Below are 17,630 nucleotides of genomic sequence, written 5' to 3'. Positions count from 1 at the left end.
TAGCAGGGTGGTTTACTATTAAATTCATAGCTGCTTGCGCTTGTCCATAGAGCGGTAGACAGTGATTTCATTCAAAACGCGGACTTCCATGAAGACACTGGCCATCACCCAAGGCGACCCCGCAGGCATCGGCCCCGAGATCGTGGCCAAGGCCTTTCGCGATGCGCCCGGCGACCTCAAGGGCTGCTTCGTGGTGGGCGACACCGCCACGCTGCGCCGCGCTGCCCAGGCCATTGCGCGCCGTGGCGTGCCATCGGTGCCCGTGGCGCAGATCGGCGCGCCCGCAGAGGCGGTCGACATGCCGCCCCGCTGCATTCCGGTCCTGCAACTGGCCGGCATTCCGGGCCCGCAGCCCTGGGGGCAGATCAGCGCCGCTGCAGGGCGCGCGGCGGCGGACTGTGTGGTCTGGGCCACACGCGCGGCGCTGCGGGGCGAGGTGGCGGGGCTGGTGACGGCGCCGCTGCACAAGGAGGCCTTGTCGGCCGCAGGCGTTACCTTCCCGGGCCACACCGAATTGCTGCAGGCCGAGGCGGCCCACCACCAGGGCGTTGCGCTGTCGGCCATGCCCGTGCGCATGATGCTGGCCAGCGACGAGCTGCGCACCGTGCTGGTCAGCATCCACGTCTCGCTGCGCGAGGCCCTGGCAGCCGTCACGCACGAGAACATCCTGCAGACGCTGCAGATCACGCACGCCGCGCTGACCCGCAGCCTGGGCCGCGCCCCGCGCATGGCGGTGGCGGGGCTCAATCCCCATGCAGGGGAGGGCGGCCTGTTCGGCCGTGAAGAGATCGAGGTCATCGCCCCGGCCATCGCAGAAGCCCGCGCCCAGGGCCTGGATGCCCACGGCCCGTTCGCCCCCGACACCGTCTTCATGCGTGCCCGCCACACGCCCGCGCGGCCCGGCGAGTTCGACGTGGTGATCGCGATGTACCACGACCAGGGCCTGATCCCCGTGAAGTACCTGGGCGTGGACAAGGGCGTGAACGTGACCCTGGGCCTGCCCCTGGTGCGCACCAGCCCGGACCACGGCACCGCCTTCGACATCGCAGGTCAGGGCGTCGCGGACGCCGCCAGCCTCATCGAGGCCGTGCGCATGGCGCGGGCGTTGTGTGGGTGAATTGGTCGCTTACGCTTGATGGTAAATCGCTAGCAGCTATCGTTAAGATAGCAAGCGGAAGAGGCGTCCTGAAGCCGGCACGCCATCTATGAAACTGGGACACCCCACGCCAGTGCACCCGTGAAACCGGCTTTGCCGGGCCACGGGGTGCGTCCCCCCACGGGGGAAGCGGCGCAGCCGCTCAGGGGGTTCCAATCCTTCCCGTAGAACCGGCTCTGCCGGGCCACCGGGTGCGTCCCCCTTGGGGCTGAGGCCTGCGGCTCCAAGCCTGCCTGCGCAGGCTTGGACAGGCCGAAGAGGCCGCGCCTGCGGCGCGCGCCACCGTGGCGCGCAGCGCCTCAGGGGGTTTTCTTCAGGCTATCGCGGATCTCGCGCAGCAGCACGATGTCCTCGGGCGTCGCGGCAGGCGCTGCCGGGGCGGCTGGGGTTTCGCGCTTGAGCCGGTTGATCTGCTTGATCATCATGAAGATGATGAACGCCAGGATGATGAAGTTGACCGCCACGGTCAGGAAGTTGCCGTAGGCAAACACCGGCACGCCCGCCTTCTTGAGGGCGTCGAGCGTCATCGCGGTGCCGGGCGGCACCGACCCGAGCACGACGAAGAGGTTGGAAAAGTCGAGCTTGCCGAACACCAGGCCCACCACCGGCATGATGAGGTCGGACACCACCGAATCCACGATCTTGCCGAATGCGCCGCCGATGATCACACCGACCGCAAGGTCGATCACATTGCCCTTGACGGCGAACTCTCTGAACTCCTGCATCATGCCCATGGTGCCCTCCTGGCTGCGTGAAATGTCGATGCGCGAGTATTGCCCAGAGTCAACCCCTGTCAACCCGCCCCGCATGCGTTTGAAATAACCATTTTCACTCCGCTACAATTCGCGGTTGACCCCAATGTAGCGATGATCAATCGAGGATCCCCATGAGTGACACTCCAATCGACTCCAGCAAGCGGACGTGGATCATCACGTCGGCATGCGCTGGTGCGGTGGGCGGCGTGGCAACCGCCGTTCCTTTCGTGAGTACGTTCCAGCCCTCCGAGCGCGCCAAAGCCGCCGGGGCTGCAGTCGAGGTGGATATTTCCGCCCTCAAGCCGGGCGAGAAACTCACCGTGGAGTGGCGCGGCAAGCCTGTCTGGATCATCAAGCGCACCCCGGAGCAGCTCGCCGAGCTGCCCAAGCTCGATGGCCAGCTCGCCGACCCCAAGTCCGAGCGCAAGCCCTCCGAGCTCACCCCCGAGTACGCGCGCAACGAAGCGCGTTCGATCAAGCCAGAGATTTTCGTGGGTGTGGGCATCTGCTCGCACTTGGGTTGCTCGCCGTCGGACAAGTTCCAGACCGGCGCACAGCCGTCGCTGCCTGACGACTGGAAGGGCGGTTTCCTGTGCCCTTGCCACGGCTCCACGTTCGACATGGCCGGCCGCGTGTTCAAGAACAAACCCGCGCCCGACAACCTTGAAGTCCCTCCGCACATGTACCTGTCCGACACGCGCCTCGTGATCGGTGAAGACAAGAAGGCTTGACGGAGAACGACATGGCCCACGAATTCAAAGAAATCTCCCCCAACGCCCCGATCAGCGCACAGGTCACGAACTGGTTCGAGAACCGGTTCCCCACGGCCTTCGATGCGTACAAGGTGCACATGTCGGAGTACTACGCTCCGAAGAACTTCAACTTCTGGTACATCTTCGGCTCGCTGGCCCTGGTCGTGCTGGTGATCCAGATCGTGACCGGCATCTTCCTGGTCATGCACTACAAGCCCGACGCCAACCTGGCGTTCGCTTCGGTCGAGTACATCATGCGCGATGTGCCCTGGGGCTGGCTGATCCGCTACATGCACTCCACGGGCGCGTCGGCGTTCTTCGTGGTGGTGTACCTGCACATGTTCCGCGGCCTCATCTACGGCAGCTACCGCAAGCCGCGCGAGCTGGTCTGGATCTTCGGCTGCGCGATCTTCCTGTGCCTGATGGCCGAGGCCTTCATGGGCTACCTGCTGCCCTGGGGCCAGATGTCCTACTGGGGCGCCCAGGTGATCGTGAACCTGTTCGCCGCCATCCCGTTCATCGGTCCTGACCTGGCCCTGCTGATCCGTGGCGACTACGTGGTGGGCGACGCCACGCTGAACCGTTTCTTCAGCTTCCACGTGATCGCCGTGCCGCTGGTGCTGCTGGGCCTGGTGGTGGCGCACTTGCTGGCGCTGCACGACGTGGGCTCCAACAACCCCGACGGCGTGGAAATCAAGGGCCCGCAGGCCCCCAAGGACGCCAACGGCAAGCCCCTGGACGGCGTGCCCTTCCACCCCTACTACACGGTGCATGACATCTTCGCGCTGAGCATGTTCCTGATGGCGTTCACGGCCGTGGTGTTCTTCGCCCCCGAGTTCGGCGGCTACTTCCTCGAGTACAACAACTTCATCCCGGCCGATCCGCTCAAGACCCCCGCGCACATCGCGCCGGTCTGGTACTTCACGCCGTTCTATTCGATGCTGCGTGCCATCACCACCGAAATGATGTACGTGCTGGTGCTGTGCGTGGTGGCCGGTGCGGGCTTCGGCATCCTGAAGGCGCGGCTCCCGAGCTTCGTCAAGGCAGGCATCGCTGTGGTGGCCATCGCGGTGATCGCGATGATGCTGTCCATCGACGCCAAGTTCTGGGGCGTGGTGGTGATGGGTGGTGCCGTGATCATCCTGTTCTTCCTGCCCTGGCTGGACCACAGCCCCGTCAAGTCGATCCGCTACCGCCCCGACTGGCACAAGTACCTGTACGGCGTCTTCGTGATCATCTTCCTCATCCTGGGTTACCTGGGCGTGCAGCCACCGTCCCCCATTGGCGAGCGCGTGTCGCAGGTCGGTACGCTGTTCTACTTCGGCTTCTTCCTGCTGATGCCCTGGTGGAGCCGCATTGGCAAGGCCAAGGCCGTGCCCGACCGCGTGACCTTTGTGGCGCACTGAGCCTGGAGACAACAACAATGAAGAAACTCATCCTCACGTTGATCGCCGCCCTGGGTATCGCCACGGGTGCGCAAGCGGCCGAAGGCGGCATTGCCTGGGACAAGGCGCCCAACAAGACCAACGACCTGGCATCCCTGCAAAACGGCGCCAAGGTGTTCGTCAACTACTGCCTGAGCTGCCACTCCGCGGCGTTCATGCGCTTCAACCGCCTGCGCGACATCGGCCTGACCGAGCAGCAGATCAAGGACAACCTGCTGTTCACGACCGACAAGGTCGGCGAAACCATGAAGGCGTCCATCGATCCCAAGCAGGCCAAGGAATGGTTCGGCGCCAACCCGCCCGACCTGACCGTGATCGCGCGCTCACGCGCCGGCCATGGCGGCACGGGTGCCGACTACCTGTACACCTTCCTGCGCACCTTCTACCGCGACGAGACCAAGGCCACGGGCTGGAACAACCTCGCCTTCCCGAGCGTGGGCATGCCCCACGTGCTGTGGGAAATGCAGGGCGACCGCCGCCCCGTGTTCGAAGAGCACGAAAGCCACGGCCACAAGACCCAGGTCTTCAAGGGCTGGGAGCAGGTCAAGCCAGGCACGATGACCCCGCTGCAGTTCGACCAGACGGTGGGTGACCTTGTGAACTACCTGCAATGGATGGGCGAACCTGCCCAGAACACCCGCGTCCGAGTTGGCGTGTGGGTGCTGATCTTCCTCGGTATCTTTACCGTCATCGCCTGGAGGTTGAATGCAGCCTTCTGGAAGGATGTGAAGTAAGCAGCACAAGCCGTCGATCCATGAGAAGGCGCCCTTCGGGGTGCCGCCGGATTGTTTGCAGAGTGGGCGCTGATGGCGTCCCACTCTTTTGATTTTTAGGAGCCTCCCACCATGATGGTGCTTTACTCGGGTACGACCTGTCCCTTCTCCCACCGCTGCCGTTTCGTCCTGTTCGAAAAGGGCATGGACTTTGAAATCCGCGATGTGGACCTGTACAACAAGCCCGAAGACATCAGCGTGATGAACCCGTACGGCCAGGTGCCCATCCTGGTCGAGCGCGATCTGATCCTGTACGAGTCGAACATCATCAACGAGTACATCGACGAGCGCTTCCCGCATCCCCAACTGATGCCCGGCGACCCGGTGGACCGCGCCCGCGTGCGCCTGTTCCTGCTGAACTTCGAAAAAGAGCTGTTCGTGCACGTCAACATCCTGGAGTCGCGCGCGACCAAGGGCAACGAAAAGGCGCTGGAGAAAGCGCGCTCGCACATCCGCGACCGCCTGACGCAGCTCGCTCCCGTGTTCCTCAAGAACAAGTACATGCTGGGCGACAACTTCTCGATGCTGGACGTCGCGATTGCACCGCTGCTGTGGCGCCTGGACTACTACGGCATCGATCTGTCGAAGAACGCCGCCCCGCTGCTGAAGTACGCCGAGCGCATCTTCTCGCGCCCGGCCTACATCGAAGCGCTGACGCCGTCCGAAAAGGTCATGCGCAAGTAATCCTGGCCGTGCTCCCGGGCCTGCCCACTTTCTTTCATCCACTGCAGCCGCCACCTTGTTCATGACCGCCCAGGAATCCACCTCCACGCGCCCGTATCTCATTCGTGCCCTGTACGAGTGGTGCACCGACAACGGGCTCACCCCCTACGTGGCGGTGCGCGTGGACGATTCCGTGCAGGTGCCCCGCGAGTACGTGAAGGACGGCGAGATCGTGCTGAACATCAGCTTCGATGCCACGAGCGCCCTGCAACTGGGCAATGACTTCATCGAGTTCAAGGCCCGCTTCGGCGGCAAGCCGCGGGAGATCCTGGTGCCGGTGGGCCGGGTGATTGCGATCTACGCCCGGGAAAACGGCCAAGGGATGGCGTTCCCGCCACCGGTGGATGTGCTGGGCGGCACCACCGCAGGTGCGCCTTCCGTCATCGAGCCCGTGCCCTCTGCGGAGCCTGCGGCCGCAGCCAGCGTGGTGCCGTTGGCAGGGTCGGACGACCGTGTGGTGCAACTGGTCCCGGCGGACGAAAGCAAGAAGGACGAGGGGCCCGGCGACGATGCGCCACGCCCGCCGCCCACTGCGGGTGGCGCGCGGCCTTCGCTCAAGCGCGTGAAATAAGCGCGGTTTTCGATTTTTGGCTGCTTTTTCCGCGATAAAATGCAGCCCTCGCCGGTTTAGCTCAGTTGGTAGAGCACCCGCCTTGTAAGCGGTAGGTCGTCAGTTCGATTCCGACAACCGGCACCATTTTCTGGTTCCTTCTCCCTATTCCCTGGTTCAGACCCTGGCCGTCAGGTTTGAACTTTCAGGCGAATCACGTTAACCTCCCACCCCCGGGTGCGCAAATGCGCCCCCAATGCAGGCAGCAGCTGGCGGATTTTTGCCGCTGCAGCATTGCTCTTGACCAGCAGGCACCAGGAATCCCCGTCGATGGGACCCGCCTGGATCGCTGGGCGCAAGGTTGCGGGTATCAGCATTTCAATGGCTTTGAGCCGATCACTGGAGTCGCGTGTCAGCGCCGTCAGTCGGGCCAGCGTGGGAGAGTCCTCGCTGGCTTTCTGCAGGGTGACAGCGTAGTGGCGGCGGTTCATGGCGTGCGTCTTCGGGCGTGGAGAATTCGTAGTGCATCTGATTATCACGGACGCCCGGCTGGCACGCAGCCGCGCCATCCATCTGTCGGGTTCGCGCCTGGTCCTGGCGGGGCTGGGGCTGTCGCTGTGCCTCATGCTGGTGGCCGCCACGCTCTACCACTGGGTGTTCCTCAAGGGTGCGCGCGAAGGCTGGCCCATCGTGGGCTCGCTGGTGCGCCTGGTCGTGAAGGATGAGTTTGCCGAGCGCGACCGCTTCATGCGCGCCAACCTGGATGCCATGGCCCGCCGTGTGGGCGAGATGCAGGCCCGCATGGTGCAGCTGGAGTCGCTGGGCGACCGCGTGCTGGGCCTGGCCGGCATGGCGCCCTCCGACATCCAGAAGACCGACGCCCGCGGCGGGGTGCTGGTCGGCGCCCGCGACCTGTCGATGGAAGAGCTGCAGGCCACGCTCGACGAGCTGGAGCGCCTGACCAGCCAGCGGGTGGACCTGATGACGGTGCTCGAATCCCGCCTGTTCGACCAGCACATCCGCAAGAAGATGATCCCGACGCATGCGCCCGTCACCGGCCGCGCGCCGGGCTCGGCGTTCGGCTGGCGGGTGGACCCGATCACCGGGCAGTCGGCGCTGCACACGGGCCTGGATTTCCAGGCCGACACCGGCACCGCCATCCTGGCGGCTGCGGGGGGGGTGGTCGTCACGCAGGAGTTCCATCCGGCGTACGGCAACATGATCGAGGTGGACCACGGCAATCAGCTGGTCACGCGCTACGCCCATGCCTCGCGCACACTGGTCAAGCAGGGCGACATCGTCAAGCGCGGGCAGAAGATCGCCGAAGTGGGCACCACGGGGCGCTCCACAGGGCCGCACCTGCATTTCGAGGTGCTGGTGCAGGGGGTTTTCCAGGACCCGCAGAAGTTTCTGAGCGCGGGTGGCACCGTGCCTTCCAGTGCTCCCGGCCCGCAGGTCGCGTCGATCCAGCCGCGTGCTTCGCCTGCCCAGACTGCTGCGCCCACGGCGGGCAGGTAAAATCGCCGGTCCGGTGTTCACGGCCCAGGATTGCATTGCTTGCAATCCGTGGTGATGAACCCACCTGAACTCAATTCATCTTAGGGATTTCGGTCGCTTGGCGCGCTGATTTGCAGCGGCCCGGCGGTCCTGTTCGCATGGCCACCAACTTCCTCACCAAACTATTCGGCAGCCGCAACGACCGGCTCCTCAAGCAGTACCGCAAGACGGTGTCCCGCATCAATGCGATGGAGCCCGAGTACGAGAAGCTGTCGGACGAGCAGCTCAAGGCCAAGACGCAGGAGTTCAAGGAGCGCGTAGTCAAGGGCGAAACGCTGGACGACATCCTGCCCGAAGCGTTTGCCGTGGTCCGCGAGGGCTCCAAGCGCATCATGAAGATGCGCCACTTCGACGTGCAGCTGCTGGGCGGCATGGCCCTGCACTTCGGCAAGATTTCCGAAATGCGCACCGGCGAGGGCAAGACCCTGACCGCCACGCTGCCCGTGTACCTCAATGCCCTGTCGGGCAACGGCGTGCACGTGGTGACCGTGAACGACTACCTCGCCAACCGCGATGCGCAGTGGATGGGCCGCCTGTACAACTTCCTGGGCCTGACGGTGGGCATCAACCTGCCCAATATGCCGCGCGAGCAAAAGCAGGAAGCCTACCGCGCCGACATCACCTACGGCACCAACAACGAGTACGGGTTCGACTACCTGCGTGACAACATGGTCTACGAGGCCGCCGACCGCGTGCAGCAGGGCCTGAACTTCGCCATCGTGGACGAGGTGGACTCGATCCTGATCGACGAGGCGCGCACGCCATTGATCATCAGCGGCCAGGCCGAAGACCACACGGCGATGTACATCGCCATGAACAAGGTGGTGCCCCTGCTGGTGCGCCAGGAAGGCGAAGCCGACGCCCGCACCGGCGAAGGCGTGACCAAGCCTGGCGACTTCACGCTGGACGAAAAGACCCACCAGGTGTTCCTCACGGAGCAGGGCCACGAAAGCGCCGAGCGCATCCTGGCCAGCCAGGGCCTGATCGCCGAGGGCGCCTCGGTGTACGACCCGGCCAACATCACGCTGATGCACCACCTGTATGCAGCGCTGCGGGCCAACCACCTTTATCACCGCGACCAGCACTACGTCGTGCAAAACGGCGAAATCGTGATCGTGGACGAGTTCACCGGGCGCCTCATGTCGGGCCGCCGCTGGAGCGAAGGCCTGCACCAGGCCGTGGAAGCCAAGGAAGGCGTGAACATCCAGGCCGAGAACCAGACGCTGGCCTCCATCACCTTCCAGAACTACTTCCGCCTGTACAACAAGCTGGCCGGCATGACCGGCACGGCCGACACCGAGGCCTACGAGTTCCAGGAAATCTACGGCCTGGAAACCGTGGTCATCCCGCCCAACCGCCCGAGCAAGCGCGACGACCAGCTCGACCGCGTCTACAAGACCACCCGCGAGAAGTACGAAGCGGCGATCAAGGACATCCGCGAATGCCACGAGCGCGGCCAGCCCGTGCTGGTGGGCACCACGTCGATCGAGAACTCCGAAATCATCGACCAGCTGCTGAACAAGGAAGGCCTGCCGCACCAGGTGCTCAATGCCAAGCAGCACGCCCGTGAAGCGGACATCGTGGCCCAGGCAGGGCGCGCGGGCATGATCACCATCGCCACCAACATGGCCGGCCGGGGCACCGACATCGTGCTGGGCGGCAACATCGAGAAGGACATCGCGGCCATCGAGGCCGACGAATCCTTGTCCGAGTCCGAACGCGAGGCCGGCGTGGCCTCCGTGCGCGAGCAGTGGAAGGTGGACCACGAGAAGATCAAGGCCCTGGGCGGCCTGCGCATCATCGCCACCGAGCGCCACGAATCGCGCCGCATCGACAACCAGCTGCGTGGCCGCTCGGGCCGCCAGGGCGACCCCGGTTCATCGCGCTTTTACCTGAGCCTGGACGATTCGCTGATGCGCATTTTCGCGGGCGACCGCGTCAAGTCGATCATGGACCGCCTGAAGATGCCCGATGGCGAAGCCATCGAAGCCGGCATCGTCACGCGCAGCATCGAGTCGGCCCAGCGCAAGGTGGAGGCCCGCAACTTCGACGTCCGCAAGCAGCTGCTGGAGTACGACGACGTCTCCAACGACCAGCGCAAGGTGATCTACCAGCAGCGCAACGACATCCTGGATGCGGCGGACCTGTCCGACGTGATTGCCGCGATGCGCGAAGACTGCATGACCGACCTGGTGCGCCAGTACGTGCCCGCCGAGTCGGTGGAAGAGCAGTGGGACCTGCCGGGCCTCGAGAAGGTGCTGGCCGAAGAGTGGCAAGTCTCCCTGCCGCTGCAGCAGGAAGTGCAGGGTTCGAACAGCGTCACCGACGACGAGATCCTGGAGAAGGTGCTGCAGGCCGCCCACGCATCGTTCGATGCCAAGGTGGAGCAGGTCGGCCGCGAGAACTTCACGCAGTTCGAGCGCATGGTGCTGCTGCAAAGCTTCGACTCGAACTGGCGCGACCACCTGGCCGCGCTGGACTACTTGCGCCAGGGCATCCACCTGCGCGGCTATGCGCAAAAGCAGCCCAAGCAGGAGTACAAGCGCGAGGCGTTCGAGCTGTTCCGCCAGCTGATCGACCTGGTCAAGAACGAGGTCACCAAGATCCTCATGACCGTGCAGGTGCAGTCGCAGGCGCAGCTCGACCAGGCAGCCCAGGACATGGAAAGCCGCGGCGAGAGCATCGCCAACGTGACCTACACCGCCCCCACCGAAACGGGCGATGTGGAAACCACGCTGGGCGCGCAGGCGCAGGGCGCATCTGGCGAGCCGCTGCCGGAAGAGCTGCAAGGCCTGCGCATCGGCCGCAACGACCCCTGCCCATGCGGCAGCGGCAAGAAGTACAAGCAGTGCCACGGCAAGCTGGCTTGATCTTGTGACTCACGCAACACGGGCTTCGGCCCGTGTTTTCATTGGCGCGCCACGGTTTTCCGCATAATTGGCCGCAGTCTTCATCGGGCGGGTGCCTGGGCAACGGCCCGTGTCGCATCCACCTGCTTCTTCCAGATAGAAAGGCCCAGACCCCCATGCCTGTGAATCTCGTTGCCCCCGTTGCCGCCGACCTGCATCCGATCGCCGGCGTGCGCATCGGTGTGGCCGAAGCCGGCGTCCGCAAAGCCAACCGCAAGGACCTCACCGTCTTCCTGCTGGACGAGGGTGCCAGCGTGGCTGGCGTGTTCACGCAGAACCGATTTTGCGCGGCGCCGGTGCAGATCAGCCGCGACCACCTGGCCAGCGGCCAACCGATCCGCGCGATGCTGATCAACACCGGCAACGCCAACGCCGGCACGGGCGCTGACGGCCTGGCGCGTGCGCGCGCGACCTGCATTGCCCTGGCGCGCCAGCTGAGCGTGGCGCCCGAGCAGATCCTGCCGTTTTCGACCGGCGTGATCATGGAGCCCCTGCCCCACGACCGCATCGAAGCCGGCCTGCCTGAGGCCATCGCCGACGCACAGCCGGGCCACTGGGCCCGCGCGGCCGAAGGCATCATGACGACCGACACGCTGCCCAAGGCGTTTTCTGCCCAGGTGCAGATCGGCGGCGCCACGGTGTCCATCACAGGCATCAGCAAGGGCGCGGGCATGATCCGGCCCAACATGGCCACCATGCTCGGCTTCATGGCCACGGACGCCTGTGTGGCCCCTGCCCTGATGCAGCAGCTGGCCCGCGAGCTGGCCGACGGGTCCTTCAACCGCGTGACCATCGACGGCGACACCTCGACCAACGACTCGTTCGTGGTGGTGGCGACCAACAAGGCCGCACACGCGCCCATCACGTCGCTCGCCAGCCCCGAGGGCCAGGCCCTGAAGGCGGCCATGCTGGCCGTATCGCAACAGCTCGCCCAGGCCATCGTGCGCGACGGCGAGGGCGCCACCAAGTTCATCACCGTGCGCGTGGAAGGCGGCAAGACGGGCGAGGAGTGCCGCAAGGTGGCGTATGCCATCGCCCACTCGCCGCTGGTCAAGACGGCGTTCTACGCCAGCGACCCCAACCTCGGCCGCATTCTGGCGGCCGTGGGCTATGCGGGCATCGACGACCTCGACCAGACTGGCATCGACCTGTACCTGGACGACGTGCATGTGGCCATCCAGGGCGGGCGCAACCCGGCCTACCGCGAGGAGGACGGCCAGCGCGTGATGAAGCAAAGCGAGATCACGGTGCGGGTGCTGCTGGGCCGTGGCGACGCGGCCGACACGGTATGGACCTGCGACTTCAGCCACGACTACGTGACGATCAACGCCGACTACCGGTCTTGATCCAGCAGGGCGCCCCCGATGCCGGTGTGCCGGAATGCCGGCATGGGGCGCATCGCAGGCCCGAGCGCCAAAGCACTGTATCGCGCGACTTGGTGGCTTGCTTGCCAGCGTGCTTGCAGGCCTGCGGATTCAGGATGCTATCGATTTAATAGCTGCTCGCGCTTGTGGTTCAAGCGCCAGGTGCCAGAAATGAATGAAAAATTTGAACATCTGATCGAGCGGGCCGAGCAACTTATCGCCCGCATCGAGTCCGTGCTGCCCCAGCCTTTGGGGGCGCCTGACTGGTCGCAGGCCATCGCCTGGCGCTACCGCAAGCGCAGCAGCGGCCACGGCACCCTGGAGCCGGTGCGCCATGTGGCGGCCATGGCGCTGTCGGACCTGAAGGAGATCGATGCGCAAAAGGAAAAGATCGAGCGCAACACGCAGCAGTTCGTGCAGGGCCGCCCGGCCAACAACGTGCTGCTGACGGGCGCGCGCGGTACCGGCAAGTCGTCGCTCATCAAGGCCTGCCTCAACACCTACGCGCCCGAGGGCCTGCGCTTGATCGAAGTGGACAAGGCGGACCTTGTCGACCTCCCGGACATCGTCGACGTGGTGGCCGGCCGCCCCGAGAAGTTCATCGTCTTTTGCGACGACCTGAGCTTTGAAGACGGCGAACCGGGCTACAAGGCGCTCAAGTCCATTCTGGACGGGTCGGTGGCCGCGTCCACGCCCAATGTGCTGATCTACGCCACCAGCAACCGCCGCCATCTGCTGCCCGAATACATGAAGGAAAACCTCACCTACACCCATACCGAGGACGGCGAAGTGCACCCGGGCGAAGTGGTGGAGGAGAAGATCTCGCTGTCGGAACGGTTTGGCCTGTGGGTGAGCTTCTATCCCTTCAGCCAGGAGGAATACCTCGCCATCGTCGCGCAATGGCTGTCGTCGCTGGGCGTGTCTGCAGACGCGATCACCGCGGCGCGGCCCCAGGCGCTGGTCTGGGCGCTGGAGCGCGGCTCGCGCAGCGGGCGCGTGGCCTACCAGTTTGCGCGCGACCATGCGGGGCGGGCATGAAGGGGCTGGTGTCATACCGGTGCACCGGAGTCGCGGCCCGGGCGGTTGCTTCGTCGCAGGGGGCATTGGCAGCATCGGCGCCGTGGCCCCTCAGAGGCTGTGGAAACACCCTGTGCCTGTGCCTGTGCCTGGTGGCTGCTATCGGCCTGGCGGGTGCCACGCCATGGCGCGGCGGTGAAAGGGATTGCCATGGCTGAGGAGCGCCAACACACCGAGGTCGCCGTCGGCATCCTGGTGCGCGCCGACGGCGCCCTGCTGCTGTCGACCCGTCCGGCGGGCAAACCGTATGCCGGCTATTGGGAGTTTCCAGGCGGCAAGCTCGAAGCAGGCGAGACCGTGGAGCAGGCTCTGCGCCGTGAACTCATCGAAGAGTTGGGCGTCACCATCGGCCCGGCGGTCGTGTGGAAGGTCACGGAGCACGACTACCCCCACGCGCTGGTGCGCCTGCACTGGTGCAAGGTGTGGGCGTGGAGCGGCGACTTCGAGATGCGTGAGGGCCAGGCGATGGCTTGGCAGCAGATGCCGCTGACGGTCGCTCCGGTTTTGCCCGGTGCCTACCCGGTGTTGCAATGGCTGGCCGAAGAGCGCGGTCTGCCCTTCACACCCCCGTCCGCTGCGTGATGCTACTGAAATAATAGCTTGTGGGGCTTGACTGGTGCGCGGTAGCGGGCGTTTTCATGCCCAGCATTGCTGGGTGGTGTCCAAACAGCCGCGCCACCGGCCTGTCACGCGGGCCGGTTGTCAGTGCTCCGTGCGCGGGTCGCCGTACTGGGCATCGCCCGGTGGGGCTTCTGCAGGCATGCGGAAGTCCTCGCTGGCCCAGGCACCCAGGTCCACCTGCTTGCAGCGTTCGCTGCAGAAGGGCCGGTAGGCATTGGCGGGGCTGTACACGCTGTCGCCGCCGCAGCTGGGGCACACCACGATGCGTTCCTGGGGGGTGCCCGTCGTCTGGGGGCGGGGGGTGGGGGCCATCTTCTTCGTCATCCTCACATCACAGGCAGTGCCAGCCCGGGATCAAGCGCACAGGGTCAGCTCGAAGGCTGCATCCTCGTTGCTGGCGTGCAGCCGGGCATCTTCTTCCAGCCGCATGAGGCGCACCGACACGATCAGGCGGTTGCCGCTGATCTCGGGGATCAGGTTCAGGCCGGGGTCGATGCGCAGGCGCAGCAACTGGAACGTGCGGCCCTGCGGCAGGTTCTGCTGGAACTGGCCGCGCTCGGCCGCCACCTTCTGCGGCACGCCGGAATCGCGCAGCAGCTTGAGCAATACATAAATGGATTCGGCCAGCGGGGCCAGGGTGGACGCCCACTGCTCCAGGGCTTCCTGGCGCTGGGCCGGCGGATTGTGCTGCCAGGCGTAGTAAGCCGGCAGGTCGAACCCGCAGGTGCCGCCCGGAATGCCCACGCGGCTGCGGATGCTCATCAGCCAGTCGTTCTCGGTCAGCACGTGGCCCGACTTGCCCGACTGGGTGTTGAGCGCGTTGAAGCAGCGGTCCAGCTGCGCGATCACCGCATCGAGCGCTGCCTCGGAAATCGAGGGGTTGCCGCGGTAGCTGTCGAGCTGGTGCTTGTGTTTTTCGATGTCCTTGAGAACATCGGCCTTCAGGTCCGCCCGCGCGGCCACGTCCATGATCTCGAAGATCGTGACCAGTGCGAAGTGGTGGTCCAGAGCGTGGGCACGGGGGATCAATTCCCCCAGGCGCCGAAAGAGCTGCTCCAGCCGCAGGTAGGTGCGCAGGCGCTCGTTGAAGGGATATTCGTAAAGGATCACGCTGGCGGGTTCCTGGGGGCTCAGGGAGTATTCTGACGCCGGTGGCGCACGGCAGGGGGTGAAAGCACAAACGGTTTCTCCCGCATCATAGCCCGAACAATGCTGCTGTCTGCCGTGCCTGCTCGTGGAGCTGGTCGAGCGTGCAGTCTGCGTCATTGGCGATGATCGCATCGGCTACCGCACGGCGAGCGGTCCTGCTGGCCTGGGAGGCGATGATGCCTTCGACGGTTTCGCGGCTTAGCCCGCTGCGTCGCATCACGCGGGCGACCTGCGTTTCGGCCGCGCAATCCACCACCACGACCGCATCGAGGCGGCCCGCCCACCGCCCCGACTCCGCCAGCAGGGGAATATCGAACACGATCAGCGTGCGGCCAGCGTCGGCCGCCTGCTGCGCCATGAGATTGCTGTGCAGCGTGACCAGGGGATGGACGATGCCCTCCAACTGGGCCCGGGCCTCCGGTCGGGTGAACGCGAGCGCCCGCATGCGCGTGCGGTCCAGCGCGCCCGTCGCCGGGTCGACAAAATCGCTGCCAAAAGCGGCTGCGATGGCCGGCATGGCGGCCCCTTGCGGCCCCGTAACATCCCGCGCAATCTGGTCCGCATCGATGAGCGCAGCACCTTGCGCTTGCCAGAAGTGGCCCACCGTGCTCTTGCCGCTGCCTATGCCGCCGGTCAGGCCCAGGCGCACTGGGCGGTGGTTGCGGTGGGGCATGGGTGTGTGCTACAGGCCGAAGAGCTTCAGCACCGCCTGAAGAATGGCCTGGGGCCCGAAGACCATCGCGGTAAACCCGGCACCGACCAGAAAAGGCCCAAAGGGCACGTACCCACCCTCGCGCAGGCCGCTGGACATCTTCATGCCAATGCCGATGATGGCGCCGATGACCGACGACATCAGGATGATGGGCACCAGCGCCTGCCAGCCAAACCAGGCGCCCAATGCGGCAAAGAGCTTGAAGTCGCCGTAGCCCATGCCCTCCTTGCCCGTCGCCAGCTTGAAACCCCAGTACACCAGCCACAGCGAAAGATAGCCCGCAGCAGCGCCGGCCACGGAAGACTGCAGCGTCACATCGGTCCATTGCAGGGACGACGCCAGCAGGCCTGCCCACAGCAAGGGCAGGGTGATGTCATCCGGGAGGAGTGTGGTGTCCCAGTCGATGAGCGCGAGGGCCACCAACGCCGCGGAAAAGCCGCACCATGCGATACCGGTGGGGGTCACACCCCAGCGCTGGATGCAGAAGAAAAACAGCGCGCCGGTGGCCAGTTCCACCAGCGGGTACCGGACCGAGATGCGGACCTTGCACGCCGAACACCGGCCACGCAGGAAGAGGTAGCTCAGGACAGGAATGTTCTCGAACCACTGCACCTCGTGCCCGCATGCAGGGCAGCGGGACCGTGGGGTCATGAGGTTGAACGCGGGTTGCTGCTGCTCCGCGATCGCGTCGCCTTGCAGGGAGTCGTCAGCACCTGCAGCCATCGACGCGAGTTCAGCAGCCCATTGCCGCTCCATCATCTTCGGAAGCCGATAGATGACTACGTTGAGGAAGCTTCCGATCAGCAGTCCGAATATTCCGCCGAGTCCTGCGTTGAGCCAAACTTCCATCTCCATCAGACGACTTGGCCCAGTTTGAAGATGGGCAGGTACATCGATACCACGATGCCGCCGATCAAAGTGCCCAGGAAAACGATGATGATAGGTTCCATCAGGCTGGACAAGCCCGCGACCATTTCATCAACTTCAGCTTCGTAAAAATCGGCTGCTTTACCGAGCATGTGGTCGATGGAGCCGGATTCTTCGCCGATGGCGCACATCTGAAGGACCATGGAAGGAAAAATATTGGCATTGCCCATTGCTGCGGTCAGGCTTGTGCCTATTGAAACTTCTTGTTGGATTTTTTCTGTGGCTGATGAATAAACAAAGTTGCCAGATGCGCCGCCGACAGAGTCCAGGGCTTCTACCAGAGGAACCCCTGCTGCGAACATGGTCGCAAGTGTTCTAGTCCAACGAGCGATACAAGATTTTTCAATCAAAGCCCCGAAAATAGGAATTCGCAGCAAGAGCCGGTCCATGAAGTTTTGAACCTTTTCATTTCTTCTCCAAGCTTGCATGAAGAAGAAAAACCCGCCACCTAAAGCTCCGAAAATTAACCACCACCATTTGACAAAAAATTCACTAACGGCCATCACGAACAGTGTTGGTGCTGGCAGATCGGCCCCAAATGAAGTGAAAACTTCTTTGAACGCAGGAATGACAAAAATCATAATTACCGTAACGACGACGAATGCCACGATAACAACCGAAATCGGATACATAAGAGCGGATTTTATCTTTGACTTGATTGCCTCCGTTTTCTCCATGTAAGTTGCTAGCCTATCAAGCAAGGCCTCCAAAATACCCGCGGCTTCACCGGCCTCTACGAGATTGCAGTAGAGGCTATCGAAATACAGAGGGTGTTTCCGAAAAGCCGCATTCAGTGATGTCCCAGTTTCAACATCCGTTCGAATGTCATTCAATAATTTTGTGACGCTTGCGTTTGTATTTCCGCGCCCTACTATATCAAATGACTGCAGTAACGGAACGCCTGCCTTCATCATCGTGGCGAGTTGTCGGGTGAACAGCGCAATATCTTTTGGCTTAATCTTTTTGCCGGAACGCATGCGGCGTTTTTTGATTTTTGTAGGGAAAACGCCTTGGCGCCGTAAAGTCGCTTGAACCTGATTCTCACCGGATGCTCTAATTTCGCCACGCACAATTTTTCCGTGGCGATCTTTGCCTTCCCACTCAAAAACAAAATCTTTGATATCTCGCGATGCAACGGTTGCCATATGATCCCTCTAGCT

General features: G+C 64.0%; 18 protein-coding genes and 1 tRNA gene. 12 read left to right on the top strand and 7 right to left on the bottom strand.

Going from position 1 to position 17,630, the window contains the following annotated elements; all coding sequences use genetic code 11:
* The first annotated feature begins 88 nt into the window (after positions 1 to 88).
* Complete coding sequence (gene pdxA, locus ACSQ3D_RS03095; RefSeq protein WP_436125895.1) at positions 89 to 1,117, top strand: 4-hydroxythreonine-4-phosphate dehydrogenase PdxA; 1,029 nt, start codon at positions 89 to 91, stop codon at positions 1,115 to 1,117.
* Positions 1,118 to 1,455: 338 nt separating this feature from the next.
* On the opposite strand, the gene mscL is transcribed toward pdxA, so the two are convergent.
* The gene (mscL, locus tag ACSQ3D_RS03090) at positions 1,456 to 1,890 is read right to left on the bottom strand and encodes a large conductance mechanosensitive channel protein MscL (protein ID WP_056161229.1); all 435 of its coding nucleotides are present in this window, start codon (positions 1,888 to 1,890) and stop codon (positions 1,456 to 1,458) included.
* Positions 1,891 to 2,042: 152 nt separating this feature from the next.
* On the opposite strand from mscL, the gene petA reads away from it, so the two are divergent.
* The 6 genes from petA to ACSQ3D_RS03060 all read left to right on the top strand — a co-directional run bounded on the left by petA (position 2,043) and on the right by ACSQ3D_RS03060 (position 6,301).
* Positions 2,043 to 2,642 (top strand): ubiquinol-cytochrome c reductase iron-sulfur subunit, encoded by a 600-nt coding sequence (gene petA, locus ACSQ3D_RS03085; RefSeq protein ID WP_056161231.1) that lies wholly within the window; start codon positions 2,043 to 2,045, stop codon positions 2,640 to 2,642.
* An 11-nt stretch (positions 2,643 to 2,653) separates the two neighbouring features.
* Positions 2,654 to 4,069: a cytochrome b gene (locus ACSQ3D_RS03080; RefSeq protein WP_436125894.1), complete on the top strand. Its 1,416-nt coding sequence runs from the start codon at positions 2,654 to 2,656 to the stop codon at positions 4,067 to 4,069.
* Positions 4,070 to 4,086: 17 nt separating this feature from the next.
* Positions 4,087 to 4,842 (top strand): cytochrome c1, encoded by a 756-nt coding sequence (locus tag ACSQ3D_RS03075; RefSeq protein WP_056415448.1) that lies wholly within the window; start codon positions 4,087 to 4,089, stop codon positions 4,840 to 4,842.
* 111 nt (positions 4,843 to 4,953) lie between these two features.
* On the top strand, positions 4,954 to 5,565 hold the full coding sequence (locus ACSQ3D_RS03070) for a glutathione S-transferase N-terminal domain-containing protein (protein WP_056161237.1): 612 nt from the start codon (positions 4,954 to 4,956) through the stop codon (positions 5,563 to 5,565).
* A gap of 61 nt (positions 5,566 to 5,626) precedes the next feature.
* Entirely contained in the window at positions 5,627 to 6,175 is a 549-nt protein-coding gene (locus ACSQ3D_RS03065) for a ClpXP protease specificity-enhancing factor (RefSeq protein ID WP_396503527.1), read from the top strand.
* A 50-nt stretch (positions 6,176 to 6,225) separates the two neighbouring features.
* Positions 6,226 to 6,301, top strand: a tRNA-Thr gene (locus tag ACSQ3D_RS03060).
* A 44-nt stretch (positions 6,302 to 6,345) separates the two neighbouring features.
* Here ACSQ3D_RS03060 and ACSQ3D_RS03055 read toward each other — a convergent pair.
* A complete protein-coding gene (locus tag ACSQ3D_RS03055; RefSeq protein WP_056415454.1) occupies positions 6,346 to 6,645 on the bottom strand; it encodes a hypothetical protein in 300 nt (99 codons plus the stop codon).
* A 31-nt stretch (positions 6,646 to 6,676) separates the two neighbouring features.
* Between ACSQ3D_RS03055 and ACSQ3D_RS03050 the strand changes: the two genes are divergently transcribed.
* From ACSQ3D_RS03050 to ACSQ3D_RS03030, 5 genes are all read left to right on the top strand, one after another.
* Positions 6,677 to 7,672 (top strand): M23 family metallopeptidase, encoded by a 996-nt coding sequence (locus ACSQ3D_RS03050; RefSeq protein WP_436125893.1) that lies wholly within the window; start codon positions 6,677 to 6,679, stop codon positions 7,670 to 7,672.
* 137 nt (positions 7,673 to 7,809) lie between these two features.
* The gene (secA, locus tag ACSQ3D_RS03045) at positions 7,810 to 10,581 is read left to right on the top strand and encodes a preprotein translocase subunit SecA (protein WP_436125892.1); all 2,772 of its coding nucleotides are present in this window, start codon (positions 7,810 to 7,812) and stop codon (positions 10,579 to 10,581) included.
* A gap of 155 nt (positions 10,582 to 10,736) precedes the next feature.
* On the top strand, positions 10,737 to 11,966 hold the full coding sequence (argJ, locus tag ACSQ3D_RS03040; protein WP_436125891.1) for a bifunctional glutamate N-acetyltransferase/amino-acid acetyltransferase ArgJ: 1,230 nt from the start codon (positions 10,737 to 10,739) through the stop codon (positions 11,964 to 11,966).
* A 189-nt stretch (positions 11,967 to 12,155) separates the two neighbouring features.
* Positions 12,156 to 13,022: an ATP-binding protein gene (locus ACSQ3D_RS03035; RefSeq protein WP_056416319.1), complete on the top strand. Its 867-nt coding sequence runs from the start codon at positions 12,156 to 12,158 to the stop codon at positions 13,020 to 13,022.
* Between the two features lie 189 nt (positions 13,023 to 13,211).
* A complete protein-coding gene (locus tag ACSQ3D_RS03030) occupies positions 13,212 to 13,643 on the top strand; it encodes an NUDIX domain-containing protein (protein ID WP_436125890.1) in 432 nt (143 codons plus the stop codon).
* A gap of 120 nt (positions 13,644 to 13,763) precedes the next feature.
* Here ACSQ3D_RS03030 and ACSQ3D_RS03025 read toward each other — a convergent pair whose 3' ends face one another.
* The 5 genes from ACSQ3D_RS03025 to ACSQ3D_RS03005 all read right to left on the bottom strand — a co-directional run bounded on the left by ACSQ3D_RS03025 (position 13,764) and on the right by ACSQ3D_RS03005 (position 17,615).
* Positions 13,764 to 13,994, bottom strand: a complete 231-nt coding sequence (locus tag ACSQ3D_RS03025; protein ID WP_056416322.1) for a DNA gyrase inhibitor YacG — start codon at positions 13,992 to 13,994, stop codon at positions 13,764 to 13,766.
* 42 nt (positions 13,995 to 14,036) lie between these two features.
* The gene (gene zapD / locus ACSQ3D_RS03020) at positions 14,037 to 14,792 is read right to left on the bottom strand and encodes a cell division protein ZapD (protein ID WP_056415470.1); all 756 of its coding nucleotides are present in this window, start codon (positions 14,790 to 14,792) and stop codon (positions 14,037 to 14,039) included.
* An 85-nt stretch (positions 14,793 to 14,877) separates the two neighbouring features.
* Positions 14,878 to 15,504 carry a dephospho-CoA kinase gene (gene coaE, locus ACSQ3D_RS03015; protein ID WP_436125889.1) on the bottom strand — a complete coding sequence of 209 codons (627 nt, stop codon included), beginning with the start codon at positions 15,502 to 15,504 and terminating at the stop codon, positions 14,878 to 14,880.
* 9 nt (positions 15,505 to 15,513) lie between these two features.
* Positions 15,514 to 16,398, bottom strand: coding sequence for a prepilin peptidase (locus ACSQ3D_RS03010; protein WP_436125888.1), 885 nt, complete (start codon positions 16,396 to 16,398; stop codon positions 15,514 to 15,516).
* The gene (locus ACSQ3D_RS03005) at positions 16,398 to 17,615 is read right to left on the bottom strand and encodes a type II secretion system F family protein (RefSeq protein ID WP_436125887.1); all 1,218 of its coding nucleotides are present in this window, start codon (positions 17,613 to 17,615) and stop codon (positions 16,398 to 16,400) included. Before ACSQ3D_RS03005 ends, ACSQ3D_RS03010 begins: the two co-directional genes overlap by 1 nt.
* Positions 17,616 to 17,630 lie beyond the last annotated feature (15 nt).

The organism is Acidovorax sp. LjRoot117 (assembly GCF_964252695.1).
In the GTDB taxonomy this organism is placed as follows: Bacteria; Pseudomonadota; Gammaproteobacteria; order Burkholderiales; family Burkholderiaceae_C; genus Acidovorax.
Note: the sequence above shows the minus strand (reverse complement) of the source record. Positions and strands in the feature narration are given on the sequence as shown.

What these genes read in the sequence shown, in the direction of transcription:
- secA (WP_436125892.1), top strand. Translation starts at nt 7,810, where the DNA reads ATGGCCACCAACTTCCTCACCAAACTATTCGGCAGCCGCAACGACCGG.
- petA (WP_056161231.1), top strand. Translation starts at nt 2,043, where the DNA reads ATGAGTGACACTCCAATCGACTCCAGCAAGCGGACGTGGATCATCACG.
- ACSQ3D_RS03065 (WP_396503527.1), top strand. Translation starts at nt 5,627, where the DNA reads ATGACCGCCCAGGAATCCACCTCCACGCGCCCGTATCTCATTCGTGCC.
- ACSQ3D_RS03010 (WP_436125888.1), bottom strand. Translation starts at nt 16,398, where the DNA reads ATGGAGATGGAAGTTTGGCTCAACGCAGGACTCGGCGGAATATTCGGA.
- ACSQ3D_RS03070 (WP_056161237.1), top strand. Translation starts at nt 4,954, where the DNA reads ATGATGGTGCTTTACTCGGGTACGACCTGTCCCTTCTCCCACCGCTGC.
- ACSQ3D_RS03025 (WP_056416322.1), bottom strand. Translation starts at nt 13,994, where the DNA reads ATGGCCCCCACCCCCCGCCCCCAGACGACGGGCACCCCCCAGGAACGC.
- ACSQ3D_RS03005 (WP_436125887.1), bottom strand. Translation starts at nt 17,615, where the DNA reads ATGGCAACCGTTGCATCGCGAGATATCAAAGATTTTGTTTTTGAGTGG.
- argJ (WP_436125891.1), top strand. Translation starts at nt 10,737, where the DNA reads ATGCCTGTGAATCTCGTTGCCCCCGTTGCCGCCGACCTGCATCCGATC.
- ACSQ3D_RS03055 (WP_056415454.1), bottom strand. Translation starts at nt 6,645, where the DNA reads ATGAACCGCCGCCACTACGCTGTCACCCTGCAGAAAGCCAGCGAGGAC.
- coaE (WP_436125889.1), bottom strand. Translation starts at nt 15,504, where the DNA reads ATGCCCCACCGCAACCACCGCCCAGTGCGCCTGGGCCTGACCGGCGGC.
- ACSQ3D_RS03035 (WP_056416319.1), top strand. Translation starts at nt 12,156, where the DNA reads ATGAATGAAAAATTTGAACATCTGATCGAGCGGGCCGAGCAACTTATC.
- ACSQ3D_RS03030 (WP_436125890.1), top strand. Translation starts at nt 13,212, where the DNA reads ATGGCTGAGGAGCGCCAACACACCGAGGTCGCCGTCGGCATCCTGGTG.
- ACSQ3D_RS03075 (WP_056415448.1), top strand. Translation starts at nt 4,087, where the DNA reads ATGAAGAAACTCATCCTCACGTTGATCGCCGCCCTGGGTATCGCCACG.
- ACSQ3D_RS03080 (WP_436125894.1), top strand. Translation starts at nt 2,654, where the DNA reads ATGGCCCACGAATTCAAAGAAATCTCCCCCAACGCCCCGATCAGCGCA.
- pdxA (WP_436125895.1), top strand. Translation starts at nt 89, where the DNA reads ATGAAGACACTGGCCATCACCCAAGGCGACCCCGCAGGCATCGGCCCC.
- mscL (WP_056161229.1), bottom strand. Translation starts at nt 1,890, where the DNA reads ATGGGCATGATGCAGGAGTTCAGAGAGTTCGCCGTCAAGGGCAATGTG.